We start from the raw sequence: 17095 nt of genomic DNA, 5'->3' as shown, positions 1-17095 counted from the left end.
GTACAGATAAATACACTGATCTCAAGGAATATCCCCTCTGTGATCATGGAAAACCTCCCTGAATTCGAGCTTGATAAAAGGGCTGTGCCCTTTGACGGACGAAGGCCGGCTCCCGGGCCTGTAACTCTCGTCGAACCGGGCGAGATCATCGTCGACAACGAGGACCCCGGTTTTACGCAGCAATATAAGGAAACGAAAAGCCTGTTGAAAAGAATGCTTCCCGGTAAAAATACTGATGAGGATGAAAAATATCATGGGATGGTCTACTGGAGGAACAATCCAAGATGGCTTGCCACGACCGACTCGAAGTTTTTCGGCAAGTATGTCAGATCCGGCCACTACACAAACAAGGGAGACGGTGACCGAAAAGTATCGTGGAGCGCAGAAATATCCGATGGCGGATTCCATGACATCTATTACTACGTGAGCAAGATATCCCCTCCATGGCAAAGGGGACGTGACAAACAGGAATTCGGAAGAAACCATTTCCTTGTCCATCATGACGATGGAATCGAGGAGACCGAGATAGACCTGGATTCGGCAGAGGAGGGATGGAATTTCCTCGGTTCGTTTTACATCTCCCCCGGGACAGCTACCGTGGAGATGACAAACGAATCCGAAAAGGGACGGTTCGTAACAGCAGATGCCGTCAAATGGATCAAGCGTTAGGAAGGATACTGGACATGAGAATAAAAGGAACGTGGCATCACGCTCTGTGGTCCGGAGCTGAAGGGATTCGACACAGACGGCAGGGATTCGGGCTTGCTGGTCTCGCCCTCCTGCTGGTCGCTGTAATCATAAACTCTCCCCCACTGATGGCGCAAAGGGTGCTGACCCTCGAGGACGCTCTTGAGACAGCGATGGAAAAGAGTCCGAGGATAAGGCATTCCCGCCTGAGTCTCGAAAGAAGCGAGGCGTCGCTGAGGGCGGCGAACGCCAGGCTCAAATCACGGTTCAGCCTGTCAGTGACACCGATCGATTATACGAACTACAAACAGTTCAATGATTTTTTCTCCACATGGAACCGCCAGGAGACTACCCAGTCATACGGCACGTTCAGGATCGAGCAGCCGATCAAATGGACCGACGGCACCCTCTCCCTCATCAATCGATTTTCCTGGAAAGACTCCTACAGCGAATACAGCGATGAGACAAGCGAGACCTATTCGAACGATTTTTACGTCCAGTTTCAACAACCTGTCTTTACATATAACCGGACAAAGATGAATCTGAGGAATCTGGAACTCGACCTTGAGGGCAGTCAACTTGCTTACGCGCTGGAAAAACTCTCGATCGAAAAACTCGTCCTGGAACGATTTTACCAGATATATGAGACGAGGATGCAGGTAGAGATCTCGCGAGAAGAACTCGAAAACAATGAAGAAAGAACCGGTATCAGCAGGAACAAGGTAGATGCCGGCATCGCCAGCCTGGATGAACTATACCAGTCTGAGCTTGATCTGGCCAACGCCCGATCGAGCCTGCATAACAACATCGTGACTCTGGAAAACGCGATGGACATGTTCAAACAGCTTCTCGGACTGGATCTGGAAGAAACATTCGAGATTTCGACCGACATCTCCTACCGTGAGACGCCTGTAGACCTCCCGATGGCTGTCAGCCACGGCTTGAAACACAGAGCAGAACTGAGGCAGAAACAGATCGCTATAGAAAACGCCAGAAACTCTCTGATCCAATCCGGGACAAAAAATGAATTCTACGGTAACATCAACCTGTCCTACGGGACGACTGGTACGGATGAAGCCTTTAACAACCTCTACGATTCTCCCACGAAAAACCAGCAGATAGCCATATCATTCGAGATCCCACTCTGGGACTGGGGTGAGAAAAAGGCCGAGATGAGAGCCGCGGAAGCATCCCTGGAAAAAAACATGCTTTCCCTTGAAGAAGAGAAGGACAACATTCTCATCTCTATCCGGCAGGCATATAGAAATGTCGAAAACCAGGTGATTCAGATCGATATAGCAAAACAGAACGTGCGCAGATCAGAGTTGACCTATGATATCAACCTCGAGAAATATAAAAATGGGGATCTCTCAAGTTACCAGCTGAACGAATACCAGAACCAGCTTTCAAGGGCGCGACTCAGCGAGATCTCGGCGCTCATCAAATACAAACAGTTTATACTGGACATGAAGATCCAGTCGTTGTGGGATTTTGAGAAAAACAGGTCGGTCATCGAATGACAGGACCACAGGATTCGGACTTTCTGAGAAGGAGCATAAAGTGAAGAGATTAATATTACTGATCATGGTCGTCGCATTGTTTTCATCATGCGGCGGAGACGATGCCGATATAGATACAGAGATAAGCGTCCCCGTCTCTGTTCAGGAGATCGTACCTGGATCTATAGAGCAGTTTATCACGGCGACCGGCACCGTCAATTCGATTGCCGAGATGACCATCACTTCAGAAAAAAGTGGTGATTATTTCCTTCAGCAGAACCGTGCGACAGGCAAGCCCTTCGCCATCGGAGACCGGGTGACTGAAGGCCAGATCATTGCCCGCCTCATCAACGAGGAAGAGGAAAACAATATAAGGATCGACTCGAAAAAACTCCACCTTGAAACTTCCAGGCTCGACTATGAAAAGCAGAAATCGCTGTACGACAAGGGTGGGGTCACTCTGACGGAGCTGAAGAATTCCGAACGCACATACATGGATGCTGAATACGATTACAAGAATGCGGTCATTCAACTGGCAAAGCTCCAGATAAAGGCCCCTTTCGATGGAGTGATCACCGATCTTCCCTACTATACACCGGGTACAAGGCTGGAGATGGGAAAAGTAGTGGTCCAGGTGATGGACTACAGCAACCTCTACCTCGATGTGAACCTTCCAGGAAAAAACCTCAGCAGCATCACCCCCGGCTTTTCAGTCAGGATCATGAATTATACAGTACCGGACGATACGCTTGCGGGCAGTATAACACAGGTAGCTACCACTCTTGACCCCGACACAAGGTCGTTCAAGGCTTCTATAAGGATCGACAACGACCAGTTCATCCTCAGACCGGGAATGTTTGTCAAGGCAGAGATCGTTACGGCAAGACATGACAGCACTATCGTGATTCCCAAAAATATAATCCTCGTCAAGCAGAGAGGGAAAACGGTCTTTATAGTTGAAAAAGGAGCCGCTCAGGAAAGGGTCGTCTCGACTGGCCTGGAGAACCCCGATTACATCGAGATACTGGAAGGGCTGAAGGAGGATGACAGGCTCGTGATCAAGGGGTTTGAGACCCTTCGTAATCGATCCAGAGTGAAGGTAGTCAGATGAGAAAGATATCCCGCTTTTCTGTTGAACACCCCGTAACGGTCGTGATGTTCGTCCTTGCGGTCTTCCTGCTCGGTTACATCTCATTCCAGCGCCTTGGGATCGACCTCTTTCCAGATCTGAACAATCCTCGTTTATACATAGAGGTCGATGCGGAGGAAGCACCTCCGGAAGAAATTGAAAAGCAGTACATAGAACAGATCGAGTCGATGGCAAGCAGACGAAAGGGCGTCATAGGTGTCTCCTCGGTAATCCGTGTCGGATCAGCACAGACCACGGTCGAATACAAATGGGACACGGACATGGACGAGGCTTTTCTGGACCTGCAGAAAAGTGTGACAGATTTCAGCCAGAATTCCGACATACAGTCGATCGCCATTACTCAACACGACCCGAACTCCGACCCGATCATGACGCTCGTCCTATACCATCCGGACAACCCCGACCTGGACGAATTGAGAAAAATCGCCGAAAACTATATCAGAAACGAGCTGTCGCGACTCGAAGGAATAGCAGGAGTCGAGATATCCGGCGAAGAAAATAAAGAGGTCCTCATTGAGACCGACAGCTACCTGCTCGACGCATACGGCCTTACTGCTGACCAGGTATCGCAGAGCATCCAGAACTACAATCAGACCGCTTCCGGGGGCGAGATCAACGAAATGGGCTTGAGATACCTGATTCGTGGCATAAGCGTTTATGAGACGATAGCGGATATCGAGAACATCGTCCTGACCTGGAAAGAACCCTCGTCGGACGGACAACAGGCAGATGGACGATCACTGACTTCATCGACCGAACCGACGCTGGACGGCCGGACCCCGATATTCCTCAAGGATGTTGCAAAAATCGAATATACGACAAAAGAACCCGAGAGCATCGTCACCTTCAACGGTCGACGGTGTCTGGGACTGTCTGTCTATAAAGAGATGAAATTCAATACCGTTCAGGCTTCCAACACTTTGCATGAGGCTCTCGGTACTCTCGAAAAGGCTCTCCCCGGCTACGAACTGAAAGTTATACAGGATCAGGGAGAATTCATATCCACATCGATCGACGAGGTCAAGCAGACAGCACTTATCGGAATACTTCTCGCTGTCATTATCCTATACGTATTCCTGAGACGACTCGGCACGACCGCCATAGTAAGCATGGCAATACCCGTATCCGTGGTAGCCACCTTTAATCTGATGTATTTTAACGGATTGACGCTCAACATAATGACACTGGGAGGCCTGGCACTCGGCGCCGGGATGCTCGTAGATAACGCGATCGTCGTAATGGAAAACATCATCCGTAATCTCGAGACAGGCATGAGCCTCAGGGAGGCCTCTATTGAGGGCACGTCCCAGGTCAGCGGAGCTATCACCGCTTCGACCATAACTACTATCGTCGTTTTCCTTCCCATAGTCTACCTGCACGGCGCGTCGGGTGAACTGTTCAAGGACCAGGCATGGACTGTCGCCTTTTCACTGCTCTCATCACTCGTGGTGGCCATCTTCGTGATCCCGATGCTTGCAAGCCGTTTCCTGAAGGAAAAAACTCCCTTGAGGGAAAAACGCTCTGTCAGCTTCGAATGGTATGGTCGCGTCCTCGAGAAGAGTATCAACCACAGGTGGAGTATCATAGGCGGCGCGGCGTTGCTCGTGCTGCTGGCAGCCTTGCTTCTACCCGTTGTCGGCAGCGAGTTTATTCCGAAAACAGATGTGAACGAGTTCTCGGTCAGGTTGAGCCTGCCAGAGGGCACCGAACTGGAAAGGACTGCCGGCACGGTAGCGGGAGTCGAAAAAATGATCCAGGAGATACTCGGCGAGAACGTCGAGACGATATTCTGCATGATCGGGCCTGTCACGGGAATGAACGAGATTCAAAGTTCCCTCTTCCAGGACGAGAACACAGCTATCGTTAAAATAATCCTGAAGGATGACACCAGTCTGGACCCGGGTGTGATCGTCGCGAAACTCGGAGGTGCAATATCCTCGATTCCCGAGCTGGAATCGGAATTCCTGCAGGATCAGACGGCCCTTATGGCCACTCTCGGAACCGATTCAGCCCCGGTAGTCATCGAGATCAGAGGCGATGACAACGACATCCTGGAGAGGCTCGCCATCGAGACGAAGGAAAAATTACTCGCGATCGAAGATCTTTATAACGTGGAGACAAGTCTCGAACACGGTCGCCCCGAGGTAGAAGTAGTCATCGACCGCCTGAAAGCGGGAATGTACAACATAGGAGTCAATTCCATCAGTTCGCAGTTATCTGACCTCCTGACGGGAAGAGATGCGGGAGAATGGGAGTACGAAGGTGAAAAGAAGAGTATAACTCTCAGGACACCAGACATTTCACTCAGCGGCCTTCAGGACCTTCAACTGAACGCCTCCGGGACAAGGGTAAGACTCAGCGAACTGTCCGATATCCGTTACGGCTTCGCGCCCAGGGAGATCAACAGGCACGACCAGGTCCGCACCGCTATAGTCACTGCCCACCAGCGTGAGGGTCGGCCGTTCGACCACGTTATCGGCGATATTCGCGAAAGCCTCGCCGGGATCGAACTTCCCTCTGACTACAGAATAGCCATCACGGGGGAAGAAGAGAAAAGACAGGCGGAGTTCAAGGACCTCCGTTTCGCCCTTATCCTTTCCATCATCCTCGTATATATGGTAATGGCCTCCCAGTTCGAATCCCTCATCCACCCGTTCTCGATCCTTCTGACCATCCCTCTCGCCGGAGTAGGCGCGATATTGATCTTCTTCATCCTGGGAAAGACTCTCAATATCATGGCCTATATCGGAATGATCATGCTGGTCGGAATAGCTGTTAACGATTCGATCATACTGGTCGACGCAATAAACCGTCTGAGAAGGGGTGGCATGGCCGCCCGTCAGGCAATAATCGAAGCTGGCAGGATGAGGATCCGCCCGATAGTGATGACAAGCGCCACAACTATCCTGGCCCTTCTTCCTCTCACTCTGGGCTTCGGTGAAGGTGCTTCTCTCAGATCCCCGATGGCTCTTGCGGTCATCGGCGGGCTGGTTACTTCTACCATTCTCACGCTGTTTGTGATTCCCAGCGTTTACTCGGTACTGGACAGGGTCGAATGATGACAGGCAACCTGATCACGCGCCGCAGGACATTTATCAGCATGCTTTTCATAGCCCTGACGATGCTGGGTTATGTCTCGTACAGGCTGCTGCCGGTCGAGCTGTTTCCAAACGCGGAACTCCCCTTCCTCATCGTGCAGATATTCACCTTCCAGGAGACCGACCCCGCGCATATGGAGACCGAGGCCATCCTTCCGCTGGAAGGCGCGATAGGTACGCTTGAGGACATCGACCGGATTGAATCGGTCTCATACGGACGCCAGGGAAGAATCACCGTCTTTTACAACAAGAACACATCGATCAAATACGCTTATCTCAAGCTTCACGAAAAGATTACCACTGTAAGATCGTCACTCCCGGAAAACTACCAGGTCACCGTTGTCAAGATCGACACTGAACAGATATCAAACATGTTCATGAGCCTGCAGGTACGTGGCGGAGGCGGACTCGACCGCGTAAGGTACGTAGTGGATAACGAGCTCCGCCGGGAGTTCGAATCGATCGACGGAATCTCAAATGTCGATATTTCCGGTGGGCGCGAAAAATCACTTGAGATCATTCTTGACGATCAGGCTATCGAAGCTTACGGCATCACTCCTTCGAGGATCGCTTCCCTGATACGGCAGAACAGCGGCAGTAACACATTCGCGGGCCAGGCCGGTACAAGCGACAGAAAATATTTCGTAAGCGTCACTTCGGAATATATGGACATCATGGATCTGGAAGAGATCATCGTCGACAGAAATGGTCCGGTCCTCCTGAAAGACGTGGCCGGGATCTATTTCGGAGTAAAAGAGCAGGAATCGATAAGCAGGATCAACGGCAAAGACGCGGTCACTGTGACCCTGGTCAGGGACGCGCAGGTCAACCTCATAGAACTTTCCCATACCACTCGCGACATCATAGACCGTCTTAACAGGGATTTCGCCGCAAAAGATATCGAGATCGTCATACAGAGCGACACTGCTGAGTTGATGGAGAAGAATATCGACCTGATAATCAAGCTGGCCCTGATCGGAGGCCTTCTCGCAGTTATCATACTCTGGGTCTTTCTCAGAAACCTCCGCCTGGTCCTGATCATCGCCCTCGCTATCCCGATCTCCGTCTTTACATCGTTCAATTTCTTCTATGCGGCGGGGATATCGATCAACAGCCTCACACTTATCGGGATGGCTCTTGCCATCGGCATGCTCCTCGATAACGGAGTCGTCGTCCTTGAAAACATCTACCGCCTTCTCTCGGAGGGCAAAGACAAAGAGACCGCTGTCATACAGGGAGTGAGCGAGGTCTGGCGATCGATAGTAGCCGCGACGCTTACTACGATCACTGTCTTTCTTCCTTTTATCTTTTCTTCTGATTTTTTTATACAACTGATAGGAAAACATATCGGGGTATCTATCATCTCGACCCTCCTTGTCTCCCTGGTAGTCGCTCTTCTGCTGGTACCGATGGTCACCTATTATTTCATCTCGAAAAAAGAGCGGACCAGAAACGCACGATTCCATGAAGTCACAAGGAGAAACAGACTCCTTGGCATCTACACAGTGCTTCTCAAATCCTGTCTCAGATTTCCTCTGCGTACTATTATAACCGCGATAATCGTATTCTTTGCAAGCGTGATCATATGTTTCAGCCTCTCCATCAACGTGAGCAGAGAAGCCGAATCTGCCAGTATCGACCTCTATGTCACGATGCCGGCCGGCGCGACTCTCGAGAACACCGACCTTGCGGTAGCTGATCTCGAACAGAGGATCGCCCCCATAGAGGAAAAACTCGATGTGATAAGCTGGATAGAGGAAGAGGAAGCTTCTATCAGTATAAGTCTGCAGGACGATTATCAGAAGATCGCCGGCAGGGACCTGCAGGCGATCAAGGACGATATCGACAAGAGGATATCAGGATTCAGGGCCGCGGAGACCAGCTTCGATCCCCCCCAGTCGAGCAGGCGTTTCCGGAGTGGTGGCGGCAACATGGGAAGATCGATCGAGAGGATGTTCGGTATCGGGTCCCAGCAGGAGAAAGTCGTAATCAAAGGCAATAATATTGAGACGATGCAGGATTTCGGCGAAAGCATCAAATATTTCCTCGAAAACAACAGTTCGGTCACATCGGCCGGCATGAATATCAGCGAGAACAGTCCGGAGATACACCTTCTCTTTGACACCAGGGTGATGAGTTATTACGATATCACGCTCGCCAACATCGCCTCCGAGCTTGGTTCTTTCGATAACGAATATTCAAGCAGGGTCTCCTTCAAACAGGGTGCCGACGAATATGACATCATAATAAAGACAAAAGACCAACGGGACAGGGAGATCGAGGATCTCAGGACAATGCAGGTCCAGGGAGCCACAGGAGCTACCGTCGACCTCCAGAACATCAGCCGGATAATCTACTCGCACGGCATGCCGACGATCTCGCGAGTCAACCAGGAGAAACAGGTCGAAGTGATCTATCAATTCACTTCCGACGTCAACAGCTCCAGGGACCTTCTCGAAGCGGCACGGGCTGAAGTGGACGAACTGGTGGAGGGACTTGTCATACCTCCCGGTATGGCCGTAGAAGTCGTGCATGAGGAGAACGACTACAGCGAGTTCAAATTTCTGATCCTTGCGGCTTTCATTCTGATCTACATGATCCTCGCGTCGGTATTCGAATCGCTCTCCACACCCGTAGTGATGATGTTCACGATCCCCCTCGCCGCGATCGGATCGTTCTGGCTTCTTATCTTCACGGGGACATCCCTCATCAACGCCTACACCCTCACAGGATTTCTCATCCTGCTCGGAGTCGTAGTGAACAACGGGATCATACTTATCGACTACTCGCTGATATTGAGACGACGCGGTTTCAGAAGGTCTCGGGCACTTATGATGGCGGGGCTGGCCAGAACACGTCCGATCCTGATCACAGCCATAACCACAATAGCCGCGATGGTCCCGCTGGCAATGGGGAAGGCGGAAGAGGTGACTTTGATCGGCGCGCCGTTCGCGATCACGGTCATCGGCGGTCTGTCACTCAGCACACTCTTCACTCTGATATTCATCCCTGTGGTCTATTCCGGCCTGGAATCCGGGATCAGCTGGATCCGCGGACTTCATCCGGGGGTCAAGTTCTCCCAGGCTGCTGCCTTCATCGCCGGAGTATCTTTCATTCACCTGAAGGTCGACGGAACGATCTGGAAACTGGTGTTCCTCTCTGTCCTCACCCTCTCCGTACCCGGCCTCTCCTGGTTCATCCTGAACAGCCTTCGTCGTGCCAGCGGCAGGATAATCCCTGAGAACCAGCCGATAACCATAAAGATACAAAATCTCGTCAAGATCTACGACCAGCCCTCACGCTTCGTCAGGGAATGGAAAAAAAGCAGGATGTTGAACGAACGGGCTATGGCCTCAAACGGAGTCCTCGATTTCGGAGCCCTGTTGTGGCAGCTCCCCCTGCTCGGTTTCATGACATATTTCGTCTATTTCTACTTGAAAAGCGGGTTCTGGGTCTTCCTGTTGAGCCATTCTGTCTATTTCTTCATCCTGACTGTTGCCGACGGGCTCAGCATGCGGAATACACCTCGACAAGAGGCAAGGTCCACTAAATACGTTTTAAAATCTCTGGTTCTGTTCCGCCCCATTTTTGTGTGGTCTTTTCCTCTTGTCAACCTGATAGTATTCTGGCTGAGGTGGCATAACACTGCCGCTGTCATTTTCGCTGGATTCTTCTGGTATATACTCCTGTTTATCTACAAGACGTCCGAGCATCTTCACCGCGAAAACGTGAACATCGCCCGGATAAGCGGCCGCCTTGCGACGATTAAAAAAGGTTTCTTCTACATGGTCGGAGCGATCCCGTACATCGGCAGGAAAAAGCAACCGTTCAGGGCTCTAGCCGGCGTCTCCCTCGAAATCGGGAGCGGTATGTTCGGCCTGCTGGGTCCTAATGGCGCTGGCAAGACTACTCTTATGAGAATAATCTGCGGCATTCTTGAACAGAGTTACGGACGTATCGAGATAAACGGGATCGACGTCAACGAAAAACGCGAAGAACTGCAGAGCCTTATCGGCTACCTCCCCCAGGAATTCGGGATGTATGAAAATCTGACAGCCCGGGAATTCCTGGACTACCAGGCGATGCTCAAGGGAATCCGCGACAGGACAAACAGGGAAAAGATGGTCGATAGCGTACTGGAGTCTGTCCATATGAAGGAGAACCGTGATCAGACCATCGGCTCCTTTTCTGGCGGCATGAAGCAGAGGATAGGCATCGCTCAGATCCTTCTGCATCTTCCCCGGATCCTCGTCGTCGACGAACCTACTGCGGGACTGGACCCCAGGGAAAGGATAAGGTTCCGCAACCTGCTGGTCGAACTGAGCAGGGATCGTGTCGTCATCTTTTCGACTCACATCATCGAGGACATATACAGTTCATGCAACAAGGTGGCGATCCTGAATAAAGGCAGCCTCCTATATCTCGATGAACCGTCGAAAATGAAGGAAGTAGCCAGGGGGAAAGTCTGGCAGATACACGTGGCACCGAATGATCTTGAAAAATCCCGTAAAGAGATGATGATCGTTCATCATATGCGGGACGGAGAAAGGATCAGGATCCGGGCTATAGCAAACTCGAAACCGTCCGAAAACGCGATAGAGGTGACCCCTACCCTTGAAGACGCCTACCTGTGGCTGTTGAAGGAGAAAGATAAAAAGTGAATATCAGAGACGACTTGAATCTGCTTATTAAATTCTCCAGGTATAATCTCAAAATTGTCTTTTCCAACAAATTTTTCTATTTTCTGCTGGCAGCGTTCATTTTTTTCCTTGGTGTCACGGCTATCATCCTGTTCAGCGGCGATTCCGATCCTGATATAGCCGATGTATATGACTTGCTTCTCTTCCCCGGTATCCTGCTCATCTTCTACCCTACCGCTTTCGGGATACAGAACGACGTAGATACAAGGATGATTGAAATACTTTTCGGGATCCCGAATTACAAGTACAAGGTATGGATATCCAGGATGGCGTTGATCTGGTTCATCGTATTCGTCTTTCTCGTGATCCTCACCCTTTTGAGCATGGTGGCCATCGTTCCGGTGCCTCTGGTCCAGATGGTTTTTCAGATGATGTTCCCCATATTCTTCCTTGGATGTCTTTCATTCATGTTTTCGACCCTGATCAGGAACGGCAATGGGACGGCAGTCGTCATGGTCACGATAGGAATGGCCTTCTGGATCGCCGCGGAGCCTCTTTCCCAGAGTAAATGGAACATCTTCCTTAACCCCTTCAACGACCATTCCAACCAGGCAGTATGGGCCTCCACTATCCTGAAGAACCGCATCTACCTCTCGGTCGGTTCGATCCTCTCCATGCTGTATGGGATGTTAAATCTACAGAAAAGGGAGAAATTCATCTAGGCAACCCATAAAGGGATTTTTGCCCAGAGGGCACCAGATTCCGATACCCTCAGCTTATCAGTCTATAGTCCGTATCTTATCAGATACAGGATCTCTATCAGAATTGACATCATCACTTTCTAACCTCCTCATCGCCCGTCTTCAAAAAGTACTTTTGTCTTTTCGCTGAGAAGCACCCAGACAGTATATATTCCAAGGGCGGTCCCGAACGGCACGTACAGCATATACAGAAATCCTACTATCAAAGTAAGTATTCTGCCCCAGTTGCGTCTTTTAAGCAGTGCAATTCCACCGAGAAGACCGGGTAGATTTATAATCGTCAAAAGAAAAGCTATAGACGATCCGACAGTCGTGGTTATCGTCATCACTTCGATATCGCCTGAGAGCATCCCTCCACCAGTCACGATGGTAAATATGATCACCGCACTAAGGAGCCCCATTGCACTCCACGCGATGTGGAGCACGGCAAGAATCGTCAGATGTTGCTCCATCTCTTTTTCCTTCATCATTCGATGTTCTTCAGCTACGTTCACTTCTTTTTCTCCCGGATCTAGAACCAGCCGAGTTCGTCCAGTTCGTCTATATTCTTTCTCATCTTTCTGTGAGTCCTCTCGAAATCATCAGCGATATCTTCGAGTTCTTCAGCCATCTCTTCGAGCTTTTCGGCTTCCTTCTCGAGCTTTTCGGCTTCCCTCTCCATTTCCCTCTCGAGGTCATCGCTGTCATAGTCCTCATTGATCAGTTTAATGACATTTATAACGGCTTGCAATCCGAGTTTTGCTCCCTTGACACCAAGCCTGGCTCCTTCGATCCCCAGGTCCTCGGCCATTTCCAATATCTCCTCGAAACAATTGTAGTATGTTTTTACGAGTTTCTTCTCGTCTCTGTCCAGTTCGATCCTGTCTCCATCGATGAAAAGTTCATAATCATCTGTTATCTCGATAATACCATCCTCATCGTCGCATTCGATGATAATAACATCGTCATCAAAATCGATAGAAATGTCGTCACCGTGGAACAGATCGCAGTCGAACCCTTTCGAAAAGAGCTTTCCAGCACTCGCACTTCCGGAAAGAGCAAGGGAAAGGACAAGAACCAGCAGGACTTTCGTAACGTTCGATGTCTTCATGATACCTCCAGGGCCTGTGTTGATAAATCGTACACTCATTATAACTACGCATTGTGCCTGATGCTTGTTTCAGGGTTCCTGAAGAAAAATCAAGAAGAGGGGAGAATGCCACTATCATCTTTCGCGTGCAGGTACACCGACTACGGTAGCCCCTGTGGCGACATCCTTCGTCACAACAGCTCCGGCACCTACGATCGCGTCTTTTCCCACAGTGATACCCTGGAGGATGGTTGCCCCGGTCCCGATCAGATTCCTGCCGTTCAGGGCCACGTTCCCGGATATATTGCATCCCGGATTCATTACACAGCAATCGCCAACGATCGTATCGTGCCCATAAGTACAATTGAGATTGAAAAGATTGAAGGACCCTATTCTGATATCTGTCGTAAGAATATTACCGGCAGTTATCAGATTGCCGCTGCCAAACGATACCGCCCCCCTGTCCATAATTGTTCCGGGATGAATAAGATTCGGAAACTCGACACTGTCGTTTCCGGCAAGACGCGAACTTATCCTGTCCAGGACGCGGGGTGTTCCGATCGCTATTGCCACAGAGACCGGCCTGTCTCTTTCATCGAACCATTCAGGTCCTCCGATTATCGAACTCCTTCCGACAATCTTCCCAACCTGGCCTTCTTCATCGACAATATGCCCGAGAAGTTCGAAACAGTCTCCGGTTTCCGACCTGTTTATCTCATCTATCAGAAAGGCCACTTCCCGGCTCAATCCACCCGCTCCGTAAATGACAATGTCCTTCTTCAAAACTCACGTCCCATCATTTCAACGCCCTGTTCTCAATGTGGCCGGACAGAAGTCTGGTACTTTCGTCCTACACCTGTCATTTCATTCGGTCTGTTGAACTCCGATATTTAGCGATAATTCTAAATGATTCTGGACCTGTATGGACAGTGTAAAAGTCATTCTGTACCTGAAGGTACACATCGGTGAGACAGCTCCCGGTCGTTCCCTATCCTTCCTTAAAATAACTGATTGTTACTTCACAGGTTACGCAGTTCTTTCCCGTGAAGTCAAATCCGGCATCTCTCCTGCAGATAGATGAGGATGAATGAGAGGAGGGGGCAGATCAGAGATGGAAGATCTAACATCCTTTCAGATCATTAAATCATGGGCAGCCGGATCGATGGAAGTTTCAGAAAGGGGAAAAAAGTGAAACGGATTCTAGTACCTGCTCTCATACTGTTTTTGATGGCTCTTGGAGCCGGATGTAATCTTTTCGATTCAACGAATCCTTCGGGTGGGTCTACGACGGTCGAGGATGGAACGATCGATCTCGATTCTCCTACGGGGGGATTTACCGAAAACGATGAAGAACCAGCGTTTGGTGAAGAGGATTCCTACTCTTCGATGACGGTAGACCCTCTCTATGTGGATCAGGTGGAAGACGATCCGGAAGTACAGAGATGCATCAACAACAGGCATGCAAGAGTGTTCAGGCTCCGCGCTATCTGGGGCCAGTTGATGAATGCAGTGGCCGATTCATCTATAGCCGACTGTTGTGTGATAGACTGGTCCGGAGGAATTGAGTTCAGAGGTGGCTACATCGTCATAGAGAGGCTTATCGCATTCGATGCTGAGGACCATGTGGAACGGATAGACAGATCGAAGATCGAATGGGTCTCACACACCTGTCCGCATATCGATGGGATACAGGTGAAACTTATCGTTCCTCCTGTCACCATCATGGACGAGAGTGTATCGATCGTCCCGGAAATACCAATCCTGAAACTCAAGGCTGGAGAGTTCGAAAGGGAATTCACTCTGACCGAGCTGGCTGAGATGGAGCTTCACGTTCCGACCGACCGTTGCGGAAACGGAATCATGATATCGAGTCATCTCAGGCCATACAGATGCCCCGAGGGTTACATGTTCGGTGGCTGGCGGGCAGTAGAACCAGATACTCTGATCGACGAGGAGACCGGCGAGATGCGCGGAGTGATCCTCGGTAAATACAGAGGTGTGTGGGTAAGTGAACATGGCATGGCCGCTGGGTTCCTGAGAGGAGTCGCCGGCACGAACAGCATCGGCGAAAATGTACTCTTTGGTAAATACATCGATCTCGAGGGCCGCTTCAAGGGAATATTGAGGGGCAGATGGAATCACTCACTCGACACTGAGATCGCAAGCTACCCCCCACATGGATGGTATGAAGGAATCTGGATCGGAAAAGCCGGAGGGATCAAAGGTCGGCTGAAAGGCAGATGGATCGCTGACGGGAACGGATACGGATTCTTCAATGGTGTGTGGGTGATGAACTGCTACGACATCGTCGAAGAATAATCGCGCACCTTACCTGTATCATGTTCCGGGGCCGCCCTTATGGGCGGCCCTTTATATATCGATAAAGTCACAGGCCAGCTCGGCCACTTCCTCCCTATCGAATATCTGTTCGGTTATCTCAAGTATCTTTCCATGTATCGATGGATTGCCCGCCACTATGTTACCCGCTGAAATAAAAGATCCGCCCCCGAAGAGATCCGTCACAAGACCACCCGCTTCCCGTATGAGAAGAGCTCCAGCCGCCATATCCCAGGGTTTCAGATGAAGCTCCCAGAAACCGTCCAGTCTTCCCGCTGCCACATGGCTCAGGTCGAGGACCGCAGCTCCTGCTCTCCTCACCCCCCGACACAAAGAGAAGATCTCTTTGAACGATTCGAGATATTTCTCCAGGTGCTGCTGAGCCTTGAAGGGGAAGCCCGTACCGAGAAGCGATTCCTGAAGAGATCCTGCCCCTGACACATGAATCTCCCGCTCGTTGCAGAAAGCCCCTCCTCCTCTGCTGGCTTCGAACAATTCCTCCCTCAGCGGGTCGAACACGAGGGCGAGGACGACCTCGTTCTCCCTGACCAGGGCTACACTCAGCCCTATGGAAGGATAACCATGGATAAAATTGGTTGTCCCGTCAAGGGGATCGATTATCCAGTATTCATCAGCGTCCATACGTCCCGCGCTCTCCTCGCCGAGTATCCCGATCTCGGGGAATGACCTCAGCAGAGTCTCGGATATCATCTTCTCGCTGAGCCAGTCGGACTGCGTGACAAAATCATTCCTGTCCTTTTCCTCGACCTGCCCCGAAATCTCTCTTCCGAAAGTCTCCCGTATCAGGGATCCGGCCGACAGGATCGCCTCTCTCGCAATTTCAATCCTCTGTCTCATTTCTTATCATCTCCTTTTCTGCACAATCTGTCCGGCAGATCTATTCCGAGGCCTTTTCGAAGTACATCGAGGAAGGCACGCACTGTCGAGGATATATATCTTCCCGCCGGAACGATCAACCCGAGCCTTCTTTCCATTCTCAACCCTTTTACGTTCAGTCCCGAGACCGTACCTTTTTTTATGTACTCGTTGACTGTCCATTCCGGCAGTATCGAAAGGCCGAACCCGGATGCGACAAGATTCCTGATCGCTTCCTGGGAGTCTATGGCCATAGTTATTTCAAGAGATATTCCGATCTTTTCGAGAGCATCCTCTATGATCTTCCTTGTTACCGACTCCTTGTGAAAAGATATAAATGGATGGCCTGCCAGCTCGGCAGGATCAACGACACTCTGCCTGGTGAGGATGTGACCCGGAGGCGCGATCGGAACAAGAGCTTCTCTGTAGATCGGAAAGACTTCTACGCCCGGCTGTCCGGTCAGGGGCATCGATCCGACGACTATATCGAGATTACCTTTCTCCAGTTCGCGAAGAAGAGGCATGGTCGAGGATACTTCCAGATTGACGTCGATCCCTGGATAGAGTTCGTGAAACCGTGAAAAAATACCGGGGAGGACATAGATACTGGCGGCATCGATTATTCCCAGCGAAAGTCGCCCCTTGCGTAGTCCCTGAAGGTCCATCATCTCTTTCAGAAGCTGGTTCTCAAGATCGATATACCTGCGTGCGTACTGCAGAACGGTTTTGCCTGCTTCGGTAAATCTCACTTTCCTCCCCTCAGTCTCGAAAAGTTTCGTTCCCAACCCTTCCTGAAGCTTCTTGAGCTGGATCGACACAGCGGGCTGAGTTACGAAATTTGCGGCCGCGGCAGCAGTAATACTACCTTCCTCCTCCAGGCTCACAAGGTATTTAAGGTTTCTAAGCTCCATCAGGCCTTCTCTCTCTAGCTCCCCTGTAAGCCCGTCTGAACCATATTACTATTAATTATATTTATAC

Annotated in this window: 12 protein-coding genes; 7 read left to right on the top strand and 5 right to left on the bottom strand. The window is 50.5% G+C overall.

The window, feature by feature from the left end; genetic code table 11:
- The 6 genes from KOO63_04755 to KOO63_04730 form a co-directional block, all read left to right on the top strand.
- On the top strand, positions 1-669 hold a 669-nt coding region (locus tag KOO63_04755), incomplete at its 5' end, for a hypothetical protein (GenBank protein ID MBU8921113.1).
- Positions 670-683: 14 nt separating this feature from the next.
- Positions 684-2207, top strand: a complete 1524-nt coding sequence (locus tag KOO63_04750; GenBank protein ID MBU8921112.1) for a TolC family protein — start codon at positions 684-686, stop codon at positions 2205-2207.
- A gap of 40 nt (positions 2208-2247) precedes the next feature.
- Positions 2248-3297 carry an efflux RND transporter periplasmic adaptor subunit gene (locus tag KOO63_04745; GenBank protein MBU8921111.1) on the top strand — a complete coding sequence of 350 codons (1050 nt, stop codon included), beginning with the start codon at positions 2248-2250 and terminating at the stop codon, positions 3295-3297.
- Entirely contained in the window at positions 3294-6395 is a 3102-nt protein-coding gene (locus tag KOO63_04740; GenBank protein ID MBU8921110.1) for an efflux RND transporter permease subunit, read from the top strand. The genes KOO63_04745 and KOO63_04740 overlap by 4 nt, the downstream gene beginning before the upstream one ends.
- Entirely contained in the window at positions 6395-11095 is a 4701-nt protein-coding gene (locus KOO63_04735) for an efflux RND transporter permease subunit (protein MBU8921109.1), read from the top strand. Before KOO63_04740 ends, KOO63_04735 begins: the two co-directional genes overlap by 1 nt.
- Complete coding sequence (locus KOO63_04730) at positions 11092-11796, top strand: hypothetical protein (GenBank protein MBU8921108.1); 705 nt, start codon at positions 11092-11094, stop codon at positions 11794-11796. The genes KOO63_04735 and KOO63_04730 overlap by 4 nt, the downstream gene beginning before the upstream one ends.
- A 128-nt stretch (positions 11797-11924) precedes the next feature.
- On the opposite strand, the gene KOO63_04725 is transcribed toward KOO63_04730, so the two are convergent.
- From KOO63_04725 to KOO63_04715, 3 genes are all read right to left on the bottom strand, one after another.
- Positions 11925-12329, bottom strand: coding sequence for a hypothetical protein (locus tag KOO63_04725; GenBank protein MBU8921107.1), 405 nt, complete (start codon positions 12327-12329; stop codon positions 11925-11927).
- 17 nt (positions 12330-12346) lie between these two features.
- Entirely contained in the window at positions 12347-12925 is a 579-nt protein-coding gene (locus KOO63_04720) for a YggN family protein (protein ID MBU8921106.1), read from the bottom strand.
- A 114-nt stretch (positions 12926-13039) separates the two neighbouring features.
- Complete coding sequence (locus tag KOO63_04715; protein MBU8921105.1) at positions 13040-13687, bottom strand: serine acetyltransferase; 648 nt, start codon at positions 13685-13687, stop codon at positions 13040-13042.
- A gap of 405 nt (positions 13688-14092) precedes the next feature.
- Between KOO63_04715 and KOO63_04710 the strand changes: the two genes are divergently transcribed.
- Positions 14093-15223, top strand: a complete 1131-nt coding sequence (locus KOO63_04710; GenBank protein ID MBU8921104.1) for a hypothetical protein — start codon at positions 14093-14095, stop codon at positions 15221-15223.
- A gap of 51 nt (positions 15224-15274) precedes the next feature.
- Here KOO63_04710 and KOO63_04705 read toward each other — a convergent pair whose 3' ends face one another.
- Both KOO63_04705 and KOO63_04700 read right to left on the bottom strand, forming a co-directional pair.
- Positions 15275-16099: an inositol monophosphatase gene (locus KOO63_04705; GenBank protein ID MBU8921103.1), complete on the bottom strand. Its 825-nt coding sequence runs from the start codon at positions 16097-16099 to the stop codon at positions 15275-15277.
- A complete protein-coding gene (locus tag KOO63_04700) occupies positions 16096-17028 on the bottom strand; it encodes a LysR family transcriptional regulator (GenBank protein MBU8921102.1) in 933 nt (310 codons plus the stop codon). Before KOO63_04700 ends, KOO63_04705 begins: the two co-directional genes overlap by 4 nt.
- Positions 17029-17095: the final 67 nt, after the last annotated feature.

This window comes from Candidatus Latescibacterota bacterium (genome assembly GCA_019038625.1).
Taxonomy (GTDB): domain Bacteria; phylum Krumholzibacteriota; class Krumholzibacteriia; order Krumholzibacteriales; family Krumholzibacteriaceae; genus JAGLYV01.
This window is presented reverse-complemented; position numbering and strand designations above follow the sequence as displayed.

Bases quoted from the DNA above. Each gene is read 5' to 3' on its own strand.
- KOO63_04750 (MBU8921112.1), top strand. From the start codon at position 684: ATGAGAATAAAAGGAACGTGGCATCACGCTCTGTGGTCCGGAGCTGAA.
- KOO63_04740 (MBU8921110.1), top strand. From the start codon at position 3,294: ATGAGAAAGATATCCCGCTTTTCTGTTGAACACCCCGTAACGGTCGTG.
- KOO63_04735 (MBU8921109.1), top strand. From the start codon at position 6,395: ATGACAGGCAACCTGATCACGCGCCGCAGGACATTTATCAGCATGCTT.
- KOO63_04720 (MBU8921106.1), bottom strand. From the start codon at position 12,925: ATGAAGACATCGAACGTTACGAAAGTCCTGCTGGTTCTTGTCCTTTCC.
- KOO63_04705 (MBU8921103.1), bottom strand. From the start codon at position 16,099: ATGAGACAGAGGATTGAAATTGCGAGAGAGGCGATCCTGTCGGCCGGA.
- KOO63_04700 (MBU8921102.1), bottom strand. From the start codon at position 17,028: ATGGAGCTTAGAAACCTTAAATACCTTGTGAGCCTGGAGGAGGAAGGT.